Below are 20,198 nucleotides of genomic sequence, written 5' to 3' on the forward strand. Positions count from 1 at the left end.
GGTGGTCAGGCGTCCGGCGGCGTCCCCTCGCCCGCCGGTGGCGGGGCCGCCGCCGGATCGAGGACCCGGTTCAGGAAGTTGCGGGTGCGTTCGTGGCGGGGGCGGGTGACGACCTGCTCCGCGGGGCCCTGTTCGACGATCACGCCGCCGTCCATGAACACGACGCGGTCCGCGACCTCCCGGGCGAAGCTCATCTCGTGGGTGACGACCATCATCGTCATCCCCTCCCCCGCCAGGACGCGCATGACGGACAGCACCTCGCCGACGAGTTCCGGGTCGAGGGCCGAGGTCGGCTCGTCGAACAGCATGACCTCGGGGCCCATGGACAGGGCGCGGGCGATCGCCACGCGCTGCTGCTGGCCGCCGGACAGCTGGGCCGGGTAGGCGTCCGCCTTCGCCGCGAGGCCGACCCGTTCCAGGTTCGCGCGGGCGACGGCGGCGGCCTCCTCCTTGCCGGTGCCGAGGACCCGGCGCTGCGGGAGGGTGAGGTTGGCGGTGACGTCGACGTGCGGGAAGAGGTTGAACTGCTGGAAGACCATGCCGATGCGGCGGCGTGCGGCGTCGATGTCGACGTCGGGGTCGGTGAGCTCCGTACCGCCGACGGTCACCCGGCCGCGGCTTGGCTCCTCCAGCAGGTTGACGCAGCGCAGCAGGGTGGACTTGCCGGAGCCGGAGGGGCCGATGACGCAGACCACCTCGCCGCGGGCGACGTCCAGGTCGATGCCGCGCAGGACGTGGTTGTCGCCGAAGGACTTGTGCAGTCCCCGGATCTCGATCTCGGGGTGCTCGGCGGCCGCGGCCCCCGTGGTGTCCCCCGTTCCCGTCGTCTGTGGCATCGGTTCCTCACGTGGCCTTGTCGGCACGGGCCTCTAGCCGGCGCACCACGAAGCTCAGCGGCACGGTGACGAGGAGGTAGCACAGGCCCGCGACGAGGATGGGGGTGGAGTTGGCGGTCTCGCTGGCGAGGTCCCGGCCGAACTTGGTCAGTTCCCGCTCCTCCAGCGTCACGCCCAGGAACAGCACCAGCGAGGAGTCCTTGAAGAGGAGGACCAGTTCGTTGGTGAGCGGGGGGATGACGATCCGGAACGCCTGCGGGATGATCACGGACACCATGGCACGGCCGTGCGAGAAGCCCAGCGAGCGGGCCGCCTCCATCTGCCCCTTGGGCACGGCCTGGATGCCGGCCCGGATCGTCTCCGCCATGTATGCGGCGGCGACCAGGCCGAGGCCGAGCGCGACCTTGCCGTAGACGCCGCCCGGAATGGCGGTGCCGGGGAAGGCCAGGGGGACGGCCACGCCGACGAAGATGAAGATCAGCAGGGCCGGCAGGCCCCGGAAGAGTTCGATGTAGACGCTGGCGACCCAGCGGTAGGGGGCCACCGAGGAGAGCCGCATCAGCGCGATGACCAGACCGAGGACCAGCCCGAAGACGAACCCGGAGAGGGTGTACACCACCGTGTTCCGCAGGGCGATCGTGATGATCTCCGGGAAGAGCCTCGCGGCCAGGTCCGTCTGCGCGAACTGGTTCTGCAGCCGGCCCCAGTCGGCGAGTACGCCGACCAGGACCAGCACGGCGACGAAGACCGCGTACTGCACGCCCTGCCAGACGCGGCGCCGCTGCCGCCGGGTCAGCCGTGAGGTCACGGCGTCGCCTGGGGCAGCGGGCCGATCCACTGTTCGTAGATCTTCTTGTAGGTGCCGTCGGCCTTCGCGTCGGTGACGGCCTTGTCGATCGCGGCGAGCAGGGCGGTGTTGCCCTTCTTCACCGAGAAGCCGTACTTCTCCCCGGTCTCGATGTTCTGCCCGAGGACGAACTCCGAGGCGTTCTTCGGGTCCTTGAGCCAGCCCTGGACGACGGGGTAGTCGATGACGACGGCGTCGACCTGGCCGGTGCGCAGTCCGTTGAGCACCGCGTCCGAGCTCTCGAAGGCGACGGGGTTGAAGCCCTGGGCCTTGGCGTGGCTCTCGCCGGTGGTCTCGGCCTGCGCGCCCAGTTTGCTCCCCTTGGCCTTGACGTCGGCGAGGGAGGTGAGACCGCTCTTCTTCGTCACCAGCAGTGCCTGGGTCGCGTCGAAGTAGGGGACGGAGAAGTCGACGTTCTTCTTGCGCTCGTCGGTGATGGTCATGCCGGCCGCGGCGAGGTCGCACTGGCCGGAGTTGAGGAAGGCACCCGTCTTGAAGTTCTCGAACGGCGTGTCGAGGATCTTCTGTTCGACTTCGAGCTTCTTCGCGACGAGGTCGATCAGGGCCACGTCGAAGCCGACGACCTTGCCGTTCTGCTCGAACTGGAACGGCGGGTAGGGCAGGTGGGTGCAGGTGGTCAGCTTGCCCTTCTCGACGACGCTCACGCCTCCCGCGGCCTCCCCCGGGCCGCTGTCGCCGGAGGAGCAGCCCACGGCGAGGAACACGCCCGTCGCGGCGGCGGCTCCGGCCAGGGCGCGTACGCGCCGGCGGGAGGGGTGGTGACCGCCGTCGCGGTGACTGCGGTGTCCTTCGGCCGTCCGGAACACGGTTGACCTCCACGGGTGCGGGGGGAGCGGCGGTCGAGGGGGAGACCGTCCGTCGAGATCGTAAGCCCCGTCGGCACGCCGGGAAGGGACCCTGGGCGATGCGGCGCGAAGCGTCCTGCCGTACGGGTACACCGGCGGGAAGAAGTACCGGAGACGAAGGGCGTGCGGCCTCCGCGCCGCCTTCCCGCCAATGGTTCGTCGACAAGACCGGGCGGTTCCCGGCGGGCCGTTCACCCGGTCCGGAAACAAAGCGCAGATGGGAGCCCTGCCTCCGCCCGAAACGGTGGTCGCGGAGGCCGCCTCGGCCTTCGTGGCGTGGGGCGGAACACATGTCGCGGCTGTGGACCTCGTGTCGGATCAGGGCGGGGACGCGGATTCCCCCATATGCCGACACATCCTCACTTCCCCGGCCGCCCGCGACCGCCATTCGTGCGGGGATATCCCTCCGGCCGCAACAGGCCGGAGCGGCCGGAATTCGACCACGAGTCGAGCGGCATTCCTCTCGCCCTCCACGCCCGACACTCCCGGGCCCGGGAAGGCGAAGGGCGTGACACGTCTGCGCCATGGAAACAGGCTGTTGCACGAACTCTCGGTCCAGCTCGGGTCCCGCCCGCCGGGGCGGGCGGGGCGGGCCGCGCACACCGGGCGGTTACCGGGCCCCCGGCCGCCGCACCCCCCGTCCGAGAGGGAGACCGCGCCGGACGCGGGGGCTCAGCGCGCGGAGGAGCGGGAGCCGTCGGCCGGCTCCCCGGCGGCCGACGCGGAGGCTTCCGGCTCGTCCAGGTCCTGGAGGCCGGGGAAGCGGTAGGGGTCGAGCACCCACTGCGGGGTCCCCGAGGAAAGTCCGTACGTCGGTGCGGTGTTCTTCGTGCTCATCGGACCTCCTGGACGTGGAGTCATCACTGACCGTTATGACTGACTACTCTCCGCTTTCGGTTCCGGGGTGGGAGATTCCCACTCGAACGCCCCCTATGACAGCTCTTCACATCAGATCCAGACATACTGCGGGGCCGGGGCCGGGGGGGAACCCCCCCGACCCACCCCACGGTGTCCCGCCGCAGCCCGCACCCCCGCAAGAAGGTTTTCCCACGAGAACGGTGACAACTAGTCCCCCCTCCCCCCCCCCCCCCCCCCCCCCCCCCCCCCCCCCCCCCCCCCCCCCCCGCCCCCCCCCCCCCTCTCCCCCCCCCCCCCCCCCCCCCCCCCCCCCCCCCCCGGCCCCGTGGTGTCCGGCCGGCGTCAGCGCCGCTGCGGGCAGGTCTTCCAGGAGAAGTGGTAGACCGTGTTGAAGCTGCCGTCGGTCGAGTCCATCGCGACGAAGCTGGTGGTGTTCGCCGTGTCGGAGGTGCCCGCCTGCGCCCGCAGCTCGGTGTTGATGTTCAGGTTGCGCTTGGCACCGCAGGGGTGGAAGACGAGGGCCTCGACGGGCACGGCGTCCGACACCTGCCAGTTGCCCTCGGAGGGGCCGATCAGGGAGTGGCTGCGGTAGGCGGACTGGCTCATGCCCTGGAAGTAGTACGTGGCGTTCTGCGTGGCGCTCGCCCCGGGCGCGAGGCTGGCGAATCCGCGGTAGTCGGCCTTGGCGATGGCGTAGGTGTAGCCCTGGGGCACGTTCACGCTGAGGCCGAGCTGGCAGTTCTTGCGGAAGTCGGTCGCCTTGGCGTCCTTGCCGACCTGGGCGAGGTACTCGCTGTACGTCACCGTGAACGCCGTGTTGTCCGGGGACACCGCGACGTTCGCGGTGCCGGGGCGGCAGCCGGATCCGTTGACCTGGACGACGTCGATGGTGATCTGGCCGGCGGGCGCCGGGACCGGGACGGTGGCGATCTTCCCGGTCGGGGCGGGGACCGGGCCGGCGGGGGCGGCGCCCGCGGAGGGCGTGAGGGCGGCAGCGGCGAGCGCGGCGGCCGCGCCGGCAGTGAACACCGTTCTGAGCATGGGGAGTCCTTCCGATCGCTGCTGTGCGTGATCGGCACGAACCGTTCCACACTCCCCGCGGCCTTCGGCGCAGGCGCGGCAGTCGCCGCCCCCGCCACCCCGCCGGCGCCCCCCGTCCGGGGCAGTCATCCGACCATCACACCGCGCCGGGGGGCGATGTCCGCCACGGCCCGCGCGTTTTGGCTCGTAAGAGGCGGCCCGCGCGGGCCCGCGGCGGCAGACTGGGCCCCAGCCCAGGCCCCATGAGGAGGATCCGCGCGTGCCCGTCCCGATCATCATCGACTGCGACCCCGGACACGACGACGCGCTGGCACTCATGCTCGCCGCGGGGGACCCCGGCGTCGACCTCCTCGCCGTCACCACCGTCGCCGGGAACCAGACCCTCGACAAGACCACCCTCAACGCCCGCCGGGTCCTGACCCTCGCCGGTGTCACGGACGTGCCCCTCGCCGCCGGATGCGACCGGCCGCTCCTCCAGCCGCTGGGCGTGGCGGCCGACGTGCACGGTGAATCGGGCCTGGACGGACCGCGGTTCCCGCCGCCCACGGTGGACGTGGTGCCCGAGCACGCCGTGGACCTCATCCACCGGATTCTCATGGAGCACCCCGAGCCGGTGACGCTGGTGCCCACCGCCCCGCTGACCAACATCGCGCTGCTTCTGACCCGCCACCCCGAGAGCGCGGCCCGCATCCGCGAGATCGTGCTGATGGGGGGTTCCGCGGGGCCGGGCAACCGCACGCCGGCGGCCGAGTTCAACGTCTACACCGACCCGGAGGCCGCCGCCGTCGTCTTCGGCAGCGGCGTACCGGTGACCATGTGCGGGCTCGACGTCACCCACCAGGCGCTGGCCACGCCCGAGGTGCTGGCCCGCTTCGAGGCCCTCGGCACCGGACTCGGCTCCGTCTGCGTGGAACTGCTCAGCTTCTACGCCTCCACGTACCGCCGGCTGTGGGGCATGCCCCACCCGCCGCTGCACGACCCGGTGGCCGTGGCCCGGGTCATCGACCCGGCCGTCGTGGGCTGCGCCGACGCCAACGTGGTGGTGGAGCTCCAGGGCCGCTACACCCGCGGGGCCACCGTCGTGGACCTCCACGACTACACGGGCCGCCCCGTGAACGCCCGGGTCGCCACGACCCTGGACGCGGACCGGTTCTGGGACCGCATGGTCGCAGCCGTGGCCGCGCTCGGCTCACACCCCGGCTGATCCCCCGTCAGCCCGCGACCGGGTACATCAGCCCGCGCCGCCCCTCGGGAGAGGCCAGCCACTCCAGCTTCTCGGCCGTGTCCGTGCCCGGCAGCGGCGTGTGCAGCACGACCGACAGGTCGGGCCGCGCCGGGACCCGCAGCTGCGTCGACTCCACGTGCAGCGCGCCCACCACCGGGTGCCGCATCTGCTTCTGGAGCTGGCCGCCGGGCCGGACGTCGCGGCGCTCCCACAACGCGGTGAATTCCGGGCTGAGTTGCAGCGCCTGCTCGACCACCGCCCGGAAGCCCTCGTCGTTCGGGTGCTCGGAGCAGGCCGCCCGGAACTGGGCCACGACGTCGCACGCGTTGCGCTCCCAGTGCGGAGAGCGGTCCCGGTAGATCGGGTCGGTGAAGAAGGCGATCAGGCAGTTCTGCACGGTCTCGGGCCGCATCCCGAACACCAGCGCCGCCGCGTCGTTGTACATCACGGTGTTCCAGTAGGTGTCCATGATGTGCGCGGGGAAGGGCATCCACGCGTCGATCAGCCGTGTGAGGCCGTCGCACATGTTCCGGTCCCCCGGGGCGACTTCCAGGGCCGGCGGGTTGAGCCCGGCGAGCACGTACAGGTGCCGGCGCTCGGCGCTGGACAGTTTCAGCACCCGGCTCACGGCGTCCAGGACCTGCGCGGAGACGGTGATGTCGCGGCCCTGTTCGAGCCACTGGTACCAGGACACGCCGACCCCCGCCAGCACGGCGACCTCCTCACGGCGCAGCCCGGGGGTGCGGCGGCGGGCCCCGCCGTCCGGCAGCCCGGCCTCCGTCGGCGAGATCCGCGCACGCCGGCTCATCAGGAACTCCCGCAGTTCCGTCCGGCGGTGCTGGTCGATCGGCGTGGCCACGAATTCCCCCTGTTCGGCACCCTGGTGGTGCCACCAACAGGATAAGTTCCCACTCTTCACGGGCATTCCCGCCCGGTGAGGGTGGGGTCATGACGACAGACACCCGGACCCCGACGGTCACCGCGGCGCACTCCGCGGCCCCCGAGGACACCACCCGGCTCACCGGCCGGACCAAGCTGGTCCTCTTCGTGCTCTGCGCCGCCCAGTTCATGGTGGCGCTCGACTTCTCCGTCCTGAACGTGGCCCTGCCCGCGCTCGGCAAGGACCTGGGCCTCGGCCAGTCCGCCCTCCAGTGGGCGGTCACCGCGTTCACCCTGCCCTCCGGCGGCTTCCTGCTCCTGTTCAGCCGGATCGCCGACCTGTACGGACGCAAGCGGCTGTTCGTGACCGGGCTCGTGCTCTTCGCCGCGGCCTCCCTGCTCGCCACCTTCGCCTGGGACCCCGCCTCCTTCCTCGCCGGGCGCGCCCTCCAGGGCCTGGGCGCCGCCGTCATCGTGCCGACCGGCATGTCGCTGCTGACCACGACGTTCCCGGAGGGCCCGCTGCGCGACAAGGCGCTCGGCATCTCCGGCACCCTGCTGTCGCTCGGCTTCACCGTCGGCATGGTGCTCGGCGGGGTGATGACCGACACGCTGGGCTGGCGTTCCACGATGGGCCTGCTCGCGGTCGCGGGGCTGCTGGTCCTGTTCCTCGCGCCCGGTCTGCTGTCCGAGTCGCGCACGCCGGAGCTCCCGCGCCTCGACGTGCCGGGGGCCGTCACCGTCACCGGCGGTCTGCTCGCGCTGATCTACGCCCTGTCGACGGCGGCCCAGCGGGGCTTCGGCGGCGTGGACGTACGCGCCACCCTGCTGGCGGGGCTCCTCCTGCTGGCGGCGTTCGTGGTGGTGGAGTCGAAGTCCCCGGCCCCGCTGGTCTCGCTGCCGATGCTGAAGCGGCGCACGGTGGCCTGGGGCAACATCGGAGGACTGGTGACCTTCTCGATGATGTCGACGGTCGTCTTCGTCCTGACGCTCTACCTCCAGGAGACGCTGCGGCTGTCCTCCTTCATGACCGGGCTGGTCTTCGGCGTACAGGGCGTGACCTCCGCCCTCGCCGGCGCCTACGCGCCCCGCTTCATCGGCCGGTTCGGCGCCCGCCGCACGCTGGTCTGGTCGCTGCTCGGCCAGGGCGCCTTCACCGCCGTGCTGCTTGGCATGGGCACGGAGTCGGGGGCCCTGCTCGTCGCCCTCGCCGTGTCGGTGGCCAGCATGGGCCACCTCGGCTCGATCATCGCGTACGGGGTGATCGTGACGAGCGGGGTGCCGGACGAGGAGCAGGGGCTCGCCGCCGGTCTGGTGACCACCACCCAGCAGGTCGGCCTGACCATCGGCATCCCGCTGCTCGGGGTCCTGGCGACCACCCAGGGCGCCCTCTTCGACGGGGTGCGGACGGTCCTGGCGATCGACGCGGCCGTCGTGGTCGCCGCGGGGCTGCTCGTGGCGGTCGGTCTCGGCCGGCGGACGGCTTGAGGCACGGCGGAGGGGGGGGGGGGGGGGGGGGGGGGGGGGGGGGTTGGGGGGGGGGATGGGGGGGGGGGGGGGGGGGGGGGGGGGGGGGGGGGTGGGGGTGGGAGGGGGGGGGGGGGGGGGGGGGGGTCCCCCCCCCCCGCTCCGGTGCGTTCGGGTCCGCACGGGGGCCGGCCCCGTGGGCGGGGCCGGTCAGAGCGCTAGACGGTGGTGGAGAGGAAGGGCGCGTGCAGTCCGGCGGAGGCCGCCGCTCCCGCCGCCCCGGCGAGGAAGCGCAGCGGAACCCGGGGGGCGGGTTCGCTGCGGACCGCTCCCGGGGCGGGCTGGGCGCTGCCGGCCACGATGAGCGCCAGTAAGACCGCGGCGGCCTCGCTCTGCAGGATGCGGGCGGCCTGCCTCAGCCGGCCGGGATCGGGGACGGGGATGGACAGGGCCACACATTCCGCGTTCGGCCCCGAGGTGATCGGGACCGCCGCGCAGACCGTGCCGAGGGCGTACTCCTGGAGGTCGAGCAGCGGGGCGTTGGGCCTGCGCGTGTCGAGCTGGTGGAAGAGCTCCTTCTCTTCGGCGAGGGTGTGCGGGGTGAACCTGGACATCCGGTGACGGTCCAGATGGTCCTTCCGTTCGTCGTAGTCGAGCTGGGTGAGCAGGGCCTTGCCGACGGCGGAGGCGTGGGCGGCCGACCGGAAGTCGACCCACTCCTCGACGACGGGTGCGCCCGGGCCGTCGGCGTACTGCGTGATGGAGACCTCGCCGTCGGTGTAGCGGGCCACGTACACGGCGGCGCCGACGGCGTCCCGTACCCAGGCGAGGGTCTCCTTCAGGTGTCCGCGCCCGTCGCCGCCGGCCGCGTCGGCCAGCAGCAGGGCGTTGCCCGCGACGTAGGCGTCCGGCCCGGTGGGGGCGGCCAGGTTGGCCCGGACGAGCTGTTCCACGGCCCGGGCGATCACCAGTTGGGGCAGTTTCGTCTCGCGGGCGATCTGGGTGAGGCTGACCCCGCCCGAGTACCTGTTGACGACCTCCAGGACGCGCAGCGCCTGGTGCACGGAGGCCAGTGCGGCGGGGGCCGGCTGTCCTTCGGGGCTCTTGCGGGCGGCGTGCGTCAGGTGGGGCTGCTTGAGGGCTTCCAGCGCCCAGGCGTTGGCCTCGCCCGTCAGGTGGAGGGGGTTGAGGCGGGCGTGGTGGGCCACGGCGACGGCGACCGGCGGGCTGGGGGTGAAGACGTCCCCGAGGTCCGGGTCCTCGTTGTTGGGGCGCGCCGTGACGGCCTGGCGGAGCCGGGCGGGCAGCCGGTAGGGCGGCCGGGCGGCCCGGCCGGGCCCGCTGGTGAGGGAGCTGAGGTCCTGGGTGGTGATGGGCGGGGAGGTCCAGATCACGGAGGCCGCCAGGGCGTCCTCGAGGTCCTCCGGGATCTGCGGCAGGTGCGGCAGGTGTTCCTCGGCGGGGAGGACCCGGGCCTGCTGCTTCCAGTGGCGGGCGGTACGGACCTCCGCGCGGGCGAGGTGGTGGAGGTAGAGGCAGTGCGCGGCGGTGCGGGAGCCCGCCCCCGCGGCGTACTGGAACCAGAACCGGGCGCCCTCGGTGCGCTCCGTCAGGTGGAGCAGACAGCCGAACAGCAGGGCCGAGTCCACCCCGTGGGGCCAGGATTCGGCGTGCAGGGCGAGTTCCGCGAAGTCGCGGCTCTCCACCAGGGACCAGGTGACGTCGTCCAGCACGCGGGCCGCGCGCACGTGGCAGGCGGCGTCGAGAACCAGGTCGTCGTACTCGGCGGGGGCTGCCTGCCCCCGCCCCGGCGGGTCGGTCCCGAGGGTGCCGCCGATGGCCGAGCGGGCCCGGTCGGCGACGATCCGGCGGGCGATGCGGCGCCGGGCGGCGCCCTCGTCGTAGCCGGCGTACTCCTCCGCGAGCACCGCGGCGTTCTTCAGGGCCGCGTCCAGTTCGCACAGCGGCATGTCACGGTCAGCGGGCATGTCGCTCACTGGTCCTTCTCCTCTCCGGGGATCCAGTCCACCCCGAGCTTGCGGGACAGGGTTCGGCGTGCGCCTCGTACGTGCGAACGGACCGTCGCGGGGGAGATCCCCATCATCCGGGCGACCGTGTCGGAGTCGTTGCCCAGCAGGAACGCCAGCAGCACCACGTCGTACTGCCGCTCGGACAGCTCCGCGATGGCCGCGTAGAGGCCGAGCTTGGATTCCAGCAGTTCGAGCCGTTCCCTCGACGAGCGGCGCAGGGCCGAGAACCACGCCGTCTCCACCATGGCGACCTGGCGGCCGAGTACCGCCAGCCGGCGTTCGACGTGTTCACGGAGGACGGCCCAGGCGAAGCCGTGCAGGCTCGCCTCCTTGAGGGCCTGGCGCCACACCTTCAGCAGGAAGGTGAACACGTCGTCGACGACTTCCTGGGCGTCCTTGGCGTTGCCCAGCTGGAGGTGGGCGTAGCGCAGGTACGCGCGGTGCTGCTGGGAGTGGAACGCGGTGAACTCCACGGGCAGGACGCCCGCCAGTTCACTGGAGACCGTCTGGTCCCCCGCTGGGTCGAACTCGCCTTCGCTCATGCACTCCCCCACCGTTGCTCGTCGCCGCCCTCCTGGGCGGTGGGTGTCACATCGCTCGAGAAAACACGGACCGTGGTGGCGTCTATCAGCGGGAGGAAGACGATCTCGGCAACATTCACTTCGGCGCGGAACCTTCCAAGTGGCGTGTGGGGTGACCGGCTGACCGCCCCCGTGTGCGGCAGCCGTGGAGCGGCATGCGCCCCCCATCACCACCCCATCGGAAATCGCGCCCGATCGTGCAAGCCGGTCCCGGAAATATTCCGGAAGAGTGGTGCCGGCCCCCCTGCGCGCCCCCGGCGCACGTGCACGCGCCCCCGCGGGTGGGCGAGCGCCCCCGCGCCGGGCCGTGACCCCGCGCCTGCGGGCCCGGCGGCGCCCCGTGCGGAAGACTCGGCCGCGGTCGCACTGTCCCGCCGGGTGACCCGGCGCTCCCGAGGAGGCTCTCCGTGAACTGGACGCTCGAAGTCGTCCCCGTCCCCGTCACCGACATGGACCGGGCCAAGCAGTTCTACGCCGACGCGGTCGGCTTCGGGGTGGACCTCGACGACGAGGTCGCCCCGGGCGTACGCATCATCCAGCTGACCCCGCCCGGCTCGCGGTGCTCGATCGCCCTGCTCCAGGGCATGCCTCCGGCGCCCGGTACGGCCGTGATGGCGCCGGGCACGCTGCACGGGCTCCAGCTGTGCGTCGGCGACATCGAGGCCGCGCGCGCGGAACTGGTGGGGCGGGGCGTGGACGTCTCCCCGGTGCGCCACCTCGGGGCGGCGGGCTGGGAGGAGGGCAAGGGCGGCACCTGGAACTCGTTCCTGACGTTCCGCGACCCGGACGGCAACGGCTGGACGGTCCAGGAAGCGCCCTCGGAGCTGTCCCAGCGCTAGGGCCTGTCGTCAAACTTCCGTCTGCCCCGCGACGCCTTGCACGCGCTCTCGCCGCACCGGGCGGAAGCCCGAGTACGTCCAGTACGAGGGCTGCCGCCCGGCACGCCGAGAGCACGCACCAGACGCCGCGGGGCCGCCCTCCGGGCGACGACGGCAGTTTGACGACAGGCCCTAGGGCTGGGACCGGGAAGGTTCGCCGGGTCGAGGACGCTGGGCCCCTCTGGGTTGTCAGAGGGTGGCCTGATGATGTTCCCGGACAGTCGCACATCAGGGACGAGGGAAGACATGCCATCGCCATGGGAACGCCTCCAGGCACTGCTCGGTGAGCCGGAGGAGGCGTGGGGCCGGCCGCGGCGAGAGGTCTGGGAGGCCTCCGAACAGCACCTCGGTGTCACGCTGCCCGCGGACTACAAGGCCTTCATGGACGTGTACGGGCCCGGAACCCTCGGCGGGTACCTCCACCTCGACCGGCCGACCGGTCTCATGACACCTGCCCAACTCGAGGACTTCTGGTCCCTGGAGGGCTGGCGCGAAGCACGGAGGGGGTCGGAGGACCTCTACCCCTTCCCCTTCCACCCCGACCCTGGTGGACTCATCCGCTGGGGCCACGACGAGCACGGCAGCGAGTACTACTTCCTGGCCGGCGACCCGGATCCGGGCACGTGGGAGATCGTGGTCGGCAGCGAGTGCGCGGAGTGGTACCGCACCAGTGGCAGCTTCACCGACTTCCTGATGCGCTGCTTCGACGGCCTCGACCGGGCGCCGTTCATGGACCGCGCCTGGCCCGGTGACGACGCCCGCCACGAACCCTTCGACATGTAGGGCTGTGCCCTGGGAGGGTTGCCGGCTCGGGTGGTCAGGCTGCTGCCGGCAGTGGTCTTCCGCCCCGACGGACACGCCGTTCGCTGCGGATGCGTACGCGTTCGCGTCGTTGGGCGGCCGCAGCGGTCCGAAGCCCGCAGGGCGGCCCCGCGGTGTCCGGTGCGTGCTCTCGGCGTGCCGGGCGGCGCGGGGCAGACGGGAGGTTGAGACGACAGGCCCCAGGGCCTGTCGTGACCCGTGCCGGACACCCCCCCGGGCGGGGGCTCAGTCCTGGGCGCGGGCGGTGACCGGGGCGTCGGTCCGGTCGCCGAGGAACTCGTACCAGCGGCGCTGGAGGCACAGGTAGCGGGTGTCGGCCTCGGCGAGGTCCAGGAACGAGTCGACCGTCGACGTCAGGCGCTCGCCGAGCCCCCGGTCGGTGAGCGCGCCGTCCTCGGTGAACTCCTGATGGGCCATCGCCAGGCTGAACATGTCGGGGTAGACCCGCGCCCCGAGGTGTTCCAGCGGGACGCGCAGCGCCCACAGGCCCCGGTTGCCGCCGACCATCGACGGCGAGGCCGACACCAGGAGCACCTGCTTGTCCTTGAAGGGCTGCGGCCGGACGCGGGAGACCCAGTCGACGGCGTTCTTGACGACGCCGGGGACGGAGGCGTTGTACTCGGGCGAGGCGATCACCAGGGCCTGGGCGGCCTCGATGCGTTCGCGCAGGGCCAGTGCGCCCGGCGGCACCCCCTCGTCGGCCTCCAGGTCACCGTCGTACAGCGGCATGGGGAAGTCGCCGAGCATGGCGGGCTCGGCGGTGGCGCCGGCCCGTACGACCAGGCTCGCGACGAGCGCGGCCAGGCGGGCGTTGACCGACCCGGTCCGGGAGGAGCCCGACAGGACGAGCACGTGCAGCGAAGCCCGTCCGGTGAGCACCCCGTCCTGGGGGCGGGCCGGGTCCGGGGGGAAGTGGTCCTGGTCGGTCGAGTTCACTGCTGTCTCCCTTGCCGGTGCGGGCCCCGCGGTGACGGGGGCGGAGGTGCCCGCAGCGGACTGTACGGGCCTGCCGGGCGGCGTCAGCCCGGGCGCACCGGGCCCGGTCGGCGCGGCGCGCGGAGATCACCCGGGTGCCCGGCACGGCCGCACGGCCACCGCCCCGGTGCGCTCGCACACTCGTGGGAGCGCCGCACGGGGCGGTGCGGTGTCCGAGGGAGTGACCGTGGTGGATGTGGGACGACGCGCCGCGCTGGCGGCGCTGCTGGCCGCGGGGCTCGCCCCCGGTGCGGGCGCGGTGGCGACGCCCGCCCGGGCGGCGGGGCCGCGGCCGCCGGCGTCGCTGCTGGGGCGGGAGGTCCGGAGGCTGCCCACGTCGCGCGGGGTGGTGGCGCTGACCTTCAACGCGGCGTGGGACGAGAGCGGGCTCGACGCCGTCCTGGCGGAGCTGCGCCGGCGGAGGGCGGCCGCCACCTTCTTCCCCACGGGCCGGTTCGCGCAGGCCCGTCCGGCGGCGGTGCGGGCGATGGCCGACGCGGGGCACGGGCTGGGCAATCACTCGTACAGCCACCCGTACTTCGACGGCCTCGGCACGGCGGAGCGGGCGCGGGAGGTGCGCGCGGCGGACGCGGCGATCCGTACGGCGTCCGGGGCCGAGCCCCTGCCCTTCTTCCGGTTCCCGTACGGCTCCACCACGGAGGATGCGGTGGCGGACGTCAACGGCCTCGGCTACGCGGCGATCGAGTTCACCGACGACACGAACGGCTACCTGGGGCCGGCCGGCGGCATGACGGTGGACGCGGTGGTCCGCAGGGCGGTGGGCTCGCTGGGGCCCGGGGCGATCCTCCAGATGCACGTCGGCAGCAGCGCGGGCGACGGGGTCGTGCTCGACGCGCAGGCCCTGCCGCGGATCGTGGACGCGGTCCTGGAGGAGGGGTACGGGATCGTGGACCTGCGGGAGTTCCTCACCGACGGGACGTGACGCAGTACCGCCCGCTCCCGCGGCCGGGGCCGTGGGAGCGGGCGGTGTCAGTGCGCTACCACCAGATGACGACGTAGCCGGCTCCGCCGGGCTGGCCGGCGATGCCCGCACGCTCGGCCTCGATCGGGGACGCGTCTCCGCCCGCGCCGCCGTCGCCGCCGGCCGCGGCGTTCGCCGGGAGACCGACGATGCCGTCGGCGGGGTCTCCGCCCTCGCCGCCCACGCCGCCCGTGGCCGCGACGCCCGGCGCTCCGGGCGCGCCGGGCTCGCCGGACAGGTTCACGCCGCCCGTGGCGCAGGAGCCGCTGCCGCCCGCGCCGCCGGCGCCGCCGGCACCCTCGGTCGTGGTGCCGCCGCCACCACCGCCGCCACCGCCGCCGCCGGTCGCGGTGGCGAGGGTGGTGTTGGTCGCGGAGGAGATGACGGTCGTGGTGCCGCCGGTGCCGCCGTCGCCGCCGTCGCCGCCCGCCCCGCCGGCCCCGTCACCGGGGGTGCCCGCGGTGCCGGAGGTCCCCGCGGCGCCGACGTCGATGCCGTAGTCGGCCAGCGGGGTCACGTTGAGCGTGCACCAGGTGAAGCCGCCGGCGCCGCCGCCACCGCCACCGCCGCCCGCGCCGTTGTCGTTGGTGGACGCGCCACCGCCGCCGCCACCGCCGCCGCCGGCGCCCCAGGCCTGGACGAACACCGTCTTGACGCCCGCCGGCACGGTGAAGGTGTTGTCGGAGGTGAACTGCCGCAGGCCGTGCGGGAACTGGGACGGCCGCTTCTTGTCGTGGTCCTTCTCCGGGTTCCTCTGCTTGTCCTGGACCGACGGGCCCGACGGCTTGGGCCCGTCGGCGGACGCGGCCGGGGCGATCGCCACCAGCTGCCCGGTGAGGGCGGCCGCCGCGGCGAGGGAGGCGAGCAGCACCCGGGAGTTCCGCGGGCGTTGGGTCACCTTGTGAGCGTTGAGGTTCATGACTTCCTTCCCCGCCGGCGCTGAGGACCGCCGCGGGAGTGCGAGGGAACGGTTGCGTGGGCCCCCATGGACCGCTGGGCGGACCGGGCGCCTCTCCACGCGCTGCACATCCCACCGCTCCCCGCCACCCGGGGCGCCACGACAGGGCCGGAGGTGTGGGCCGGGCAGGTGAGCGGTTCGTCAACCCGGAGCAACCGGCCATCGGCCGGGCGGGGCAGGGCCGGGGCGGCGGGCACGGAGTCCCGCGTGCCCGAGCCCGGCCGGGCGGACCGCGCGGGGGCGGAACGCCGGGGTCCGGCTGAGGGGCCGTCCGGTGCATGGGGCAGGATGGCAGTCCGTTCGGAATGCGTACATCCGCTCGAACTGGGTTGCGCACGACACGACCTGACAGGTGACAAGGTGACGACACAGCACATACGGCGTCCGGCGGCGGCCCGTTCCCTCGCCCTCCACGGTGCGGGGGCGGGCCGGTGACCCGGGACCTCCTCCTGCACGACTGGGTGGTGGCCGGCATCGCGCTGGCCTCGGGGAGCGTGGCCGCCCTGGTGCTGCGGGCGCTGATGAAGTGGCTGGCCAAGCACGCGAGCCGGACCAAGTGGAGCGGGGACGACGTCATCGTCGACGCGCTGCGGACGATCGTCCCCTGGGCGGCCGTGATCGCCGGGGTCGCGGTGGCGGCTTCGGCGCTGCCGCTGACCGCGCGGGTCGGGGGCGTGGTCAACCAGTCGCTGACGGCCGTGCTCATCGTCATCGCCACGCTCAGCGCGGCCCGGGTCGTGGCGGGTCTGGTCCAGTCGGTGGCCGCGTCCCGGACCGGGGTGGCGGCGTCCGCGACCATCTTCGTCAACATCACCCGGATCGTGGTGCTGACGCTGGGGGTCCTCGTGGCCCTGGAGACGCTCGGGGTGTCCATCGCCCCGCTGGTCACCGCCCTCGGGGTGGGCGGTCTCGCGATCGCGCTCGCGCTGCGGGACACCCTCGCCAACCTCTTCGCGGGGGTGCACATCCTCGCCTCCAAGACCGTGCAGCCGGGCGACTACATCCGGCTCAGCAGCGGCGAGGAGGGGTACGTCGTCGACATCAACTGGCGCAACAGCGTGGTGCGCAACCTGTCGAACAACCTGGTGATCATCCCGAACGACCGCCTCGCGCGGACGAACATGACCAACTACACGCAGCCCGAGCAGAAGCTGACGATCCTGGTCCAGGCCGGGGTCGGCTACGACAGCGACCTGGAGCACGTGGAGAAGGTCACCCTCGACGTCGTCGACGGGGTGATGGCCGACATCAGCGGCGGCGTCCCCGACCACGAGGCCGCGGTCCGCTTCCACACCTTCGCGGACTCCCGGATCAACTTCACGGTGATCCTGGGCGTCGGGGAGTTCAGCGACCAGTACCGGATCAAGCACGAGTTCATCAAGCGCCTGCACCGGCGCTACCGGGCGGAGGGCATCTCGATCCCGGCGCCCACGCGCACCGTCTCGCTCCGGCAGGACGAGGAGGGGACGCCGGTGTCCCTCCCGCCGGTCCCGCAGCAGCGGGACGTCTCGTCCGAGGTGCTGGCGGACCGGCGGCGGTAGCCGCCCCGGGGCCCGCGCCCGGGGGCGTCACCCCCGGGCGTCGGCTCAGGCCCCGGACGGTCCCGGTACGAGGTCCCGTGCGGCGGGCCGGTCGGGGCCGGGCGGCAGTTCACGGGCCGTCCGCAGCGGCGAGAGCAGCAGGGGCACGACCGCGAGGAGCTCCCCCAGGGCGCCGATCCACATCGCCGGGCGGGCGCCGAGCCACTGCCCCAGCGCTCCGCCGAGGAGCGCGCCGACGGGCATGGCGCCCCACACCACGAAGCGGAACGTCGCGGCCGTCCGGCCCAGCAGGGGTTCGGGGCACACCCGCTGCCGGTACGCGACCGAGGTGATCTTGAAGGTCATGAAGGCGGTCCAGCCCAGACCCTGGAGGGCGAGGGCCGCCGCGAACCGCCAGTCGTCCCGGTACAGCGGGACGGCCGCCAGCCACAGCGCCCCGCTGATGATCACGGACGCGCACATCGCCCGGCCCTGGCCGAACGCGGCGGCCACGCGCAGGGTGAGCAGGCTGCCCAGCAGCCCGCCCAGGGCCTCCGCGGCGAACACGGCCGCGCACAGCAGCGGGGGCAGGCCCAGTTCCCCCGCGAGCAGCACCATCAGCATGGCGGCGCCGGCCGTGCCGAAGAGGTTGGAGACGGCGGAGGCGGCGGTGACGGCCCGCAGGGTCCGGTGACCGAAGACGAAGCGGAGCCCCTCGGCGATCTCGGCCCGCAGGTTCGTACCGCGCCGGGCGGCGGGTCGCGGCTCGGGGCGGCGGATCCGGGAGACGAGCAGGGCGGAGAGGAGGTAGCTGACGGCGTCCACGGCGACGGCCACGGGCGCGGTCAGCGCGCCGACCAGGACTCCGGCCAGCCCCGGCCCGCCGACCTGGGTGATGTTGCGGGTGGCCTCCAGCCGGACGTTGGCGTCCGCGAGGCGGCCGGCGTCGACCAGGCGGGGCAGCGCGCTCTGGGCGGCCACGTCGAAGAAGAGCGTGCACACCGACATCCCGAACGCCACCGCGTACAGCTGGGGCAGCGTCAGTACGTCCAGCCAGGCCGCCGCGGGGACGGACAGGAGCAGGGCGGCGCGGCCCAGGTCGCCCGCGATCATCACGGGCCGGGTGCGCATCCGGTCGACCCAGGCTCCGGCGGGCAGGCCGATCAGCAGGAAGGCCAGGTACTCGGCCGTGACGAGCAGTCCGGCCTCGAAGGGGGTGGCGTCGAGGGCGCCGATCGCCACGAGGGGCAGGGCCAGCAGGGTCACGGCCGAGCCGGCCTGGCTCACGGCGTCGGCGGCCCAGAGGCGGCGGAAGCCGGCGTCGCGGAAGAGGTCGCGGCCGGGGCGCGGCCGGGGGTGGCTGTTCGTCATGTCCGCGAAGATGTCGGCCCCGGAGCCGGTGGGCCAATGTTTTAGTCTGGGCGAAAAGGTCGCGGGAACTGGGGTGGGGGGCGGGCGCGTTGGGTGAGGTGCGGTTCGGTGTGGACGACGTGGCCGGCATCCGGTTCGCGATCTCGCCTCTGTGGGAGACCGTCGCCGGCTTCCGCGCCACCACGGACCCCGGGCGGCACGCGGTGCACCTGCCCTGGATCAAGGCCGCGCTGGCCCTGCGGGAGGACCGGGTCCTGGCGGGGCGGACCGCGGTGCTGCGCACCGCCGCCGCCGGCCCTGGGTTCGCCACGCCGCCTCCGCGCTGCCCGCTGGCCGAGTTCGAGGAGGAACTGGCCCTGATGGCGCCCCCGCCCGGGCTGGAGGAGGCCCTGCGGGCGTGGTGGGAGGCGGCGGTCCGGCCGTACTGGCCGCGCGTCCGGGCCGTGCTGGAGGCGGACGTCGCGTACCGGACCCGGCAGCTCGCCGAGGACGGCATCCAGGAGGTGTTCGCCCGCCTCCACCCCGCGCTGAGCTGGACCGGTGACCGGCTGGTGTCCGCCGAGCTGCCCCCGGCCGGGCTCGACCTCGGCGGCAGGGGCATCACGCTGGCCCCCAGCGCCTTCGCCGCGCGCTGCCATCTGCTGGCCGGCACCGCCGCCGCTCCCCCGGCCGTGGTCTACCCCTCGCGGGCGGTCGGCGGCCTGTGGGAGCGCCGTGCCGCCGACGGGGACGGGCTGGCCCGGCTGCTGGGCCGCAGCCGGGCCCGGCTCCTCGCGTTCACCGGCGCGCCCAGTACGACGACGCAGCTGGCGGCCCGCAGCGGGCTCAGCCTCGGCGCGGTGTCCCAGCACCTCGCGGTGCTGCGCGACGCGGGCCTCGTCACCGGCCACCGCTACCGGCGCGAGGTGCACTACACCGCCAGCGAACTCGGCACCGCCCTGCTGGAGCGGGCGGGTCCGGCCGGCGGGGCGCCCCTCCCGTGAACCGCCGGCGCGTCTTCGGGGCGGGTTCGCGCGTCGCGCCGCCGGAGGGGATCCCCGTCCGGGCCGGGCGCCGGCGAAGAGCGGGCGGGCGCGGCCGTGCGAGCGCTCCTCGGGCCGTTCCCCACCGGTATGTTCGGCGGTGCCCCTGCCCCCGCGGACGAGGAGACGGCGTGACGGTGACCGAGGAGAAGGCCCTGAACGTGGGGCCGGCCGGCATCGAGGTGGCCTACGAGCGGTGGGGCGACGGGCAGGCCCCGCCCGTGCTGCTGGTCATGGGCATCGCCCTCCAGATGCACGGCTGGCCCGACGGGTTCTGCGCGGAGCTGACGGGGCGCGGGGTCCAGCTGATCCGGTTCGACAACCGCGACGCCGGGCTCTCGTCGCACTTCCCCGACGCACCGGTGCCGGACGTGCCCGCGGCGCTCGCGGGGGACCTGTCGTCGGCCTCGTACACCCTGTCCGACATGGCGGCCGACGCGGTGGGGCTGCTCGACGTCCTGGGGCTGGACAGCGCCCATGTCGTGGGCCTGTCGCTGGGAGGGGCGATCGCCCAGACGATGGCGATCGAACACCCCGGCCGGGTCCGGTCGCTGACGTCGATGATGTCCACGACGGGGGACCCGGCGGTCGGCCGGCCCGACCCGGAGGCGCTGGGCGCGCTCGCGGGGCCGCCGCCGAAGAGCCGCGCGGAGGTCGTCGACCGGACGGTCAACGCCGTGCGGGTGCTGGGGTCCCCGGGGTTCCCCTTCGACGAGGCGGCCGTACGGGAGCGCGCCGGCCGCGCCTTCGACCGGTCGTACGACCCGCTGGGCGTGGCCCGGCAGGCGGTGGCGTCGGTGGCGTCCGGTGACCGTACGGAGCGGCTGCGGTCGCTGCGGCTGCCCACGCTGGTGATCCACGGCGCGGACGACCCGATGTGCGACGTGAGCGGCGGGCGGGCCACGGCGGGGGCCGTCCCGGGTGCCGGGCTCGCGGTCCTCCCGGGGATGGGGCACGACCTGCCCCGGGCCCTGTGGCCGGAGATCGCCGCGCTGATCACGGACCACGTCCACCGCGCGGAGGCCGGGCGGTAGGCCGTC

The 20,198-nt window shown here is 73.9% G+C and carries 19 protein-coding genes; 8 read left to right on the forward strand and 11 right to left on the reverse strand.

The window, feature by feature from the left end; translation table 11 throughout:
* Nucleotides 1–5 precede the first annotated feature (5 nt).
* From AC069X_RS05895 to AC069X_RS05915, 5 genes are all read right to left on the reverse strand, one after another.
* A complete protein-coding gene (locus AC069X_RS05895; protein WP_478725530.1) occupies nucleotides 6–836 on the reverse strand; it encodes an amino acid ABC transporter ATP-binding protein in 831 nt (276 codons plus the stop codon).
* Nucleotides 837–843: 7 nt separating this feature from the next.
* Nucleotides 844–1,644 (reverse strand): amino acid ABC transporter permease, encoded by an 801-nt coding sequence (locus AC069X_RS05900; protein ID WP_478725532.1) that lies wholly within the window; start codon nucleotides 1,642–1,644, stop codon nucleotides 844–846.
* Nucleotides 1,641–2,510 (reverse strand): ABC transporter substrate-binding protein, encoded by an 870-nt coding sequence (locus tag AC069X_RS05905; protein ID WP_478725534.1) that lies wholly within the window; start codon nucleotides 2,508–2,510, stop codon nucleotides 1,641–1,643. The genes AC069X_RS05900 and AC069X_RS05905 overlap by 4 nt, the downstream gene beginning before the upstream one ends.
* Nucleotides 2,511–3,221: 711 nt before the next feature.
* On the reverse strand, nucleotides 3,222–3,386 hold the full coding sequence (locus AC069X_RS05910; protein WP_478725536.1) for a hypothetical protein: 165 nt from the start codon (nucleotides 3,384–3,386) through the stop codon (nucleotides 3,222–3,224).
* A 363-nt stretch (nucleotides 3,387–3,749) separates the two neighbouring features.
* Complete coding sequence (locus AC069X_RS05915) at nucleotides 3,750–4,448, reverse strand: DUF4360 domain-containing protein (protein WP_478725538.1); 699 nt, start codon at nucleotides 4,446–4,448, stop codon at nucleotides 3,750–3,752.
* A gap of 259 nt (nucleotides 4,449–4,707) precedes the next feature.
* On the opposite strand from AC069X_RS05915, the gene AC069X_RS05920 reads away from it, so the two are divergent.
* Complete coding sequence (locus tag AC069X_RS05920) at nucleotides 4,708–5,652, forward strand: nucleoside hydrolase (RefSeq protein ID WP_478725540.1); 945 nt, start codon at nucleotides 4,708–4,710, stop codon at nucleotides 5,650–5,652.
* Nucleotides 5,653–5,659: 7 nt separating this feature from the next.
* On the opposite strand, the gene AC069X_RS05925 is transcribed toward AC069X_RS05920, so the two are convergent.
* Nucleotides 5,660–6,481 carry a helix-turn-helix transcriptional regulator gene (locus tag AC069X_RS05925; RefSeq protein ID WP_478725774.1) on the reverse strand — a complete coding sequence of 274 codons (822 nt, stop codon included), beginning with the start codon at nucleotides 6,479–6,481 and terminating at the stop codon, nucleotides 5,660–5,662.
* 140 nt (nucleotides 6,482–6,621) lie between these two features.
* Between AC069X_RS05925 and AC069X_RS05930 the strand changes: the two genes are divergently transcribed.
* A complete protein-coding gene (locus AC069X_RS05930) occupies nucleotides 6,622–8,040 on the forward strand; it encodes an MFS transporter (protein WP_478725542.1) in 1,419 nt (472 codons plus the stop codon).
* Nucleotides 8,041–8,237: 197 nt separating this feature from the next.
* Here AC069X_RS05930 and AC069X_RS05935 read toward each other — a convergent pair whose 3' ends face one another.
* Both AC069X_RS05935 and AC069X_RS05940 read right to left on the reverse strand, forming a co-directional pair.
* Nucleotides 8,238–10,007: an IclR family transcriptional regulator gene (locus AC069X_RS05935; protein ID WP_478725544.1), complete on the reverse strand. Its 1,770-nt coding sequence runs from the start codon at nucleotides 10,005–10,007 to the stop codon at nucleotides 8,238–8,240.
* Nucleotides 10,008–10,012: 5 nt separating this feature from the next.
* Nucleotides 10,013–10,591, reverse strand: a complete 579-nt coding sequence (locus AC069X_RS05940) for an RNA polymerase sigma factor (RefSeq protein ID WP_385768031.1) — start codon at nucleotides 10,589–10,591, stop codon at nucleotides 10,013–10,015.
* A gap of 446 nt (nucleotides 10,592–11,037) precedes the next feature.
* Between AC069X_RS05940 and AC069X_RS05945 the strand changes: the two genes are divergently transcribed.
* Nucleotides 11,038–11,469, forward strand: coding sequence for a VOC family protein (locus tag AC069X_RS05945; RefSeq protein WP_478725546.1), 432 nt, complete (start codon nucleotides 11,038–11,040; stop codon nucleotides 11,467–11,469).
* A gap of 285 nt (nucleotides 11,470–11,754) precedes the next feature.
* Nucleotides 11,755–12,291: an SMI1/KNR4 family protein gene (locus tag AC069X_RS05950; RefSeq protein WP_478725548.1), complete on the forward strand. Its 537-nt coding sequence runs from the start codon at nucleotides 11,755–11,757 to the stop codon at nucleotides 12,289–12,291.
* Between the two features lie 264 nt (nucleotides 12,292–12,555).
* Here the strand turns inward: AC069X_RS05950 and AC069X_RS05955 are convergent, their stop codons facing one another.
* On the reverse strand, nucleotides 12,556–13,188 hold the full coding sequence (locus tag AC069X_RS05955) for an NADPH-dependent FMN reductase (protein ID WP_478725776.1): 633 nt from the start codon (nucleotides 13,186–13,188) through the stop codon (nucleotides 12,556–12,558).
* A gap of 307 nt (nucleotides 13,189–13,495) precedes the next feature.
* Between AC069X_RS05955 and AC069X_RS05960 the strand changes: the two genes are divergently transcribed.
* Nucleotides 13,496–14,248 (forward strand): polysaccharide deacetylase family protein, encoded by a 753-nt coding sequence (locus AC069X_RS05960; RefSeq protein ID WP_478725550.1) that lies wholly within the window; start codon nucleotides 13,496–13,498, stop codon nucleotides 14,246–14,248.
* Nucleotides 14,249–14,303: 55 nt separating this feature from the next.
* Here the strand turns inward: AC069X_RS05960 and AC069X_RS05965 are convergent, their stop codons facing one another.
* Complete coding sequence (locus tag AC069X_RS05965) at nucleotides 14,304–15,206, reverse strand: hypothetical protein (RefSeq protein WP_478725552.1); 903 nt, start codon at nucleotides 15,204–15,206, stop codon at nucleotides 14,304–14,306.
* 470 nt (nucleotides 15,207–15,676) lie between these two features.
* Between AC069X_RS05965 and AC069X_RS05970 the strand changes: the two genes are divergently transcribed.
* A complete protein-coding gene (locus AC069X_RS05970; protein ID WP_478725554.1) occupies nucleotides 15,677–16,786 on the forward strand; it encodes a mechanosensitive ion channel family protein in 1,110 nt (369 codons plus the stop codon).
* Nucleotides 16,787–16,831: 45 nt separating this feature from the next.
* Here AC069X_RS05970 and AC069X_RS05975 read toward each other — a convergent pair whose 3' ends face one another.
* The gene (locus tag AC069X_RS05975) at nucleotides 16,832–18,136 is read right to left on the reverse strand and encodes an MFS transporter (protein ID WP_478725556.1); all 1,305 of its coding nucleotides are present in this window, start codon (nucleotides 18,134–18,136) and stop codon (nucleotides 16,832–16,834) included.
* A gap of 110 nt (nucleotides 18,137–18,246) precedes the next feature.
* Here AC069X_RS05975 and AC069X_RS05980 point away from each other — a divergent pair, with 110 nt between their 5' ends.
* Entirely contained in the window at nucleotides 18,247–19,119 is an 873-nt protein-coding gene (locus AC069X_RS05980) for an ArsR/SmtB family transcription factor (protein ID WP_478725558.1), read from the forward strand.
* Between the two features lie 170 nt (nucleotides 19,120–19,289).
* A complete protein-coding gene (locus AC069X_RS05985) occupies nucleotides 19,290–20,192 on the forward strand; it encodes an alpha/beta fold hydrolase (protein ID WP_478725560.1) in 903 nt (300 codons plus the stop codon).
* Nucleotides 20,193–20,198 lie beyond the last annotated feature (6 nt).

It is taken from the genome of Streptomyces sp. NPDC043896, from assembly GCF_056435605.1.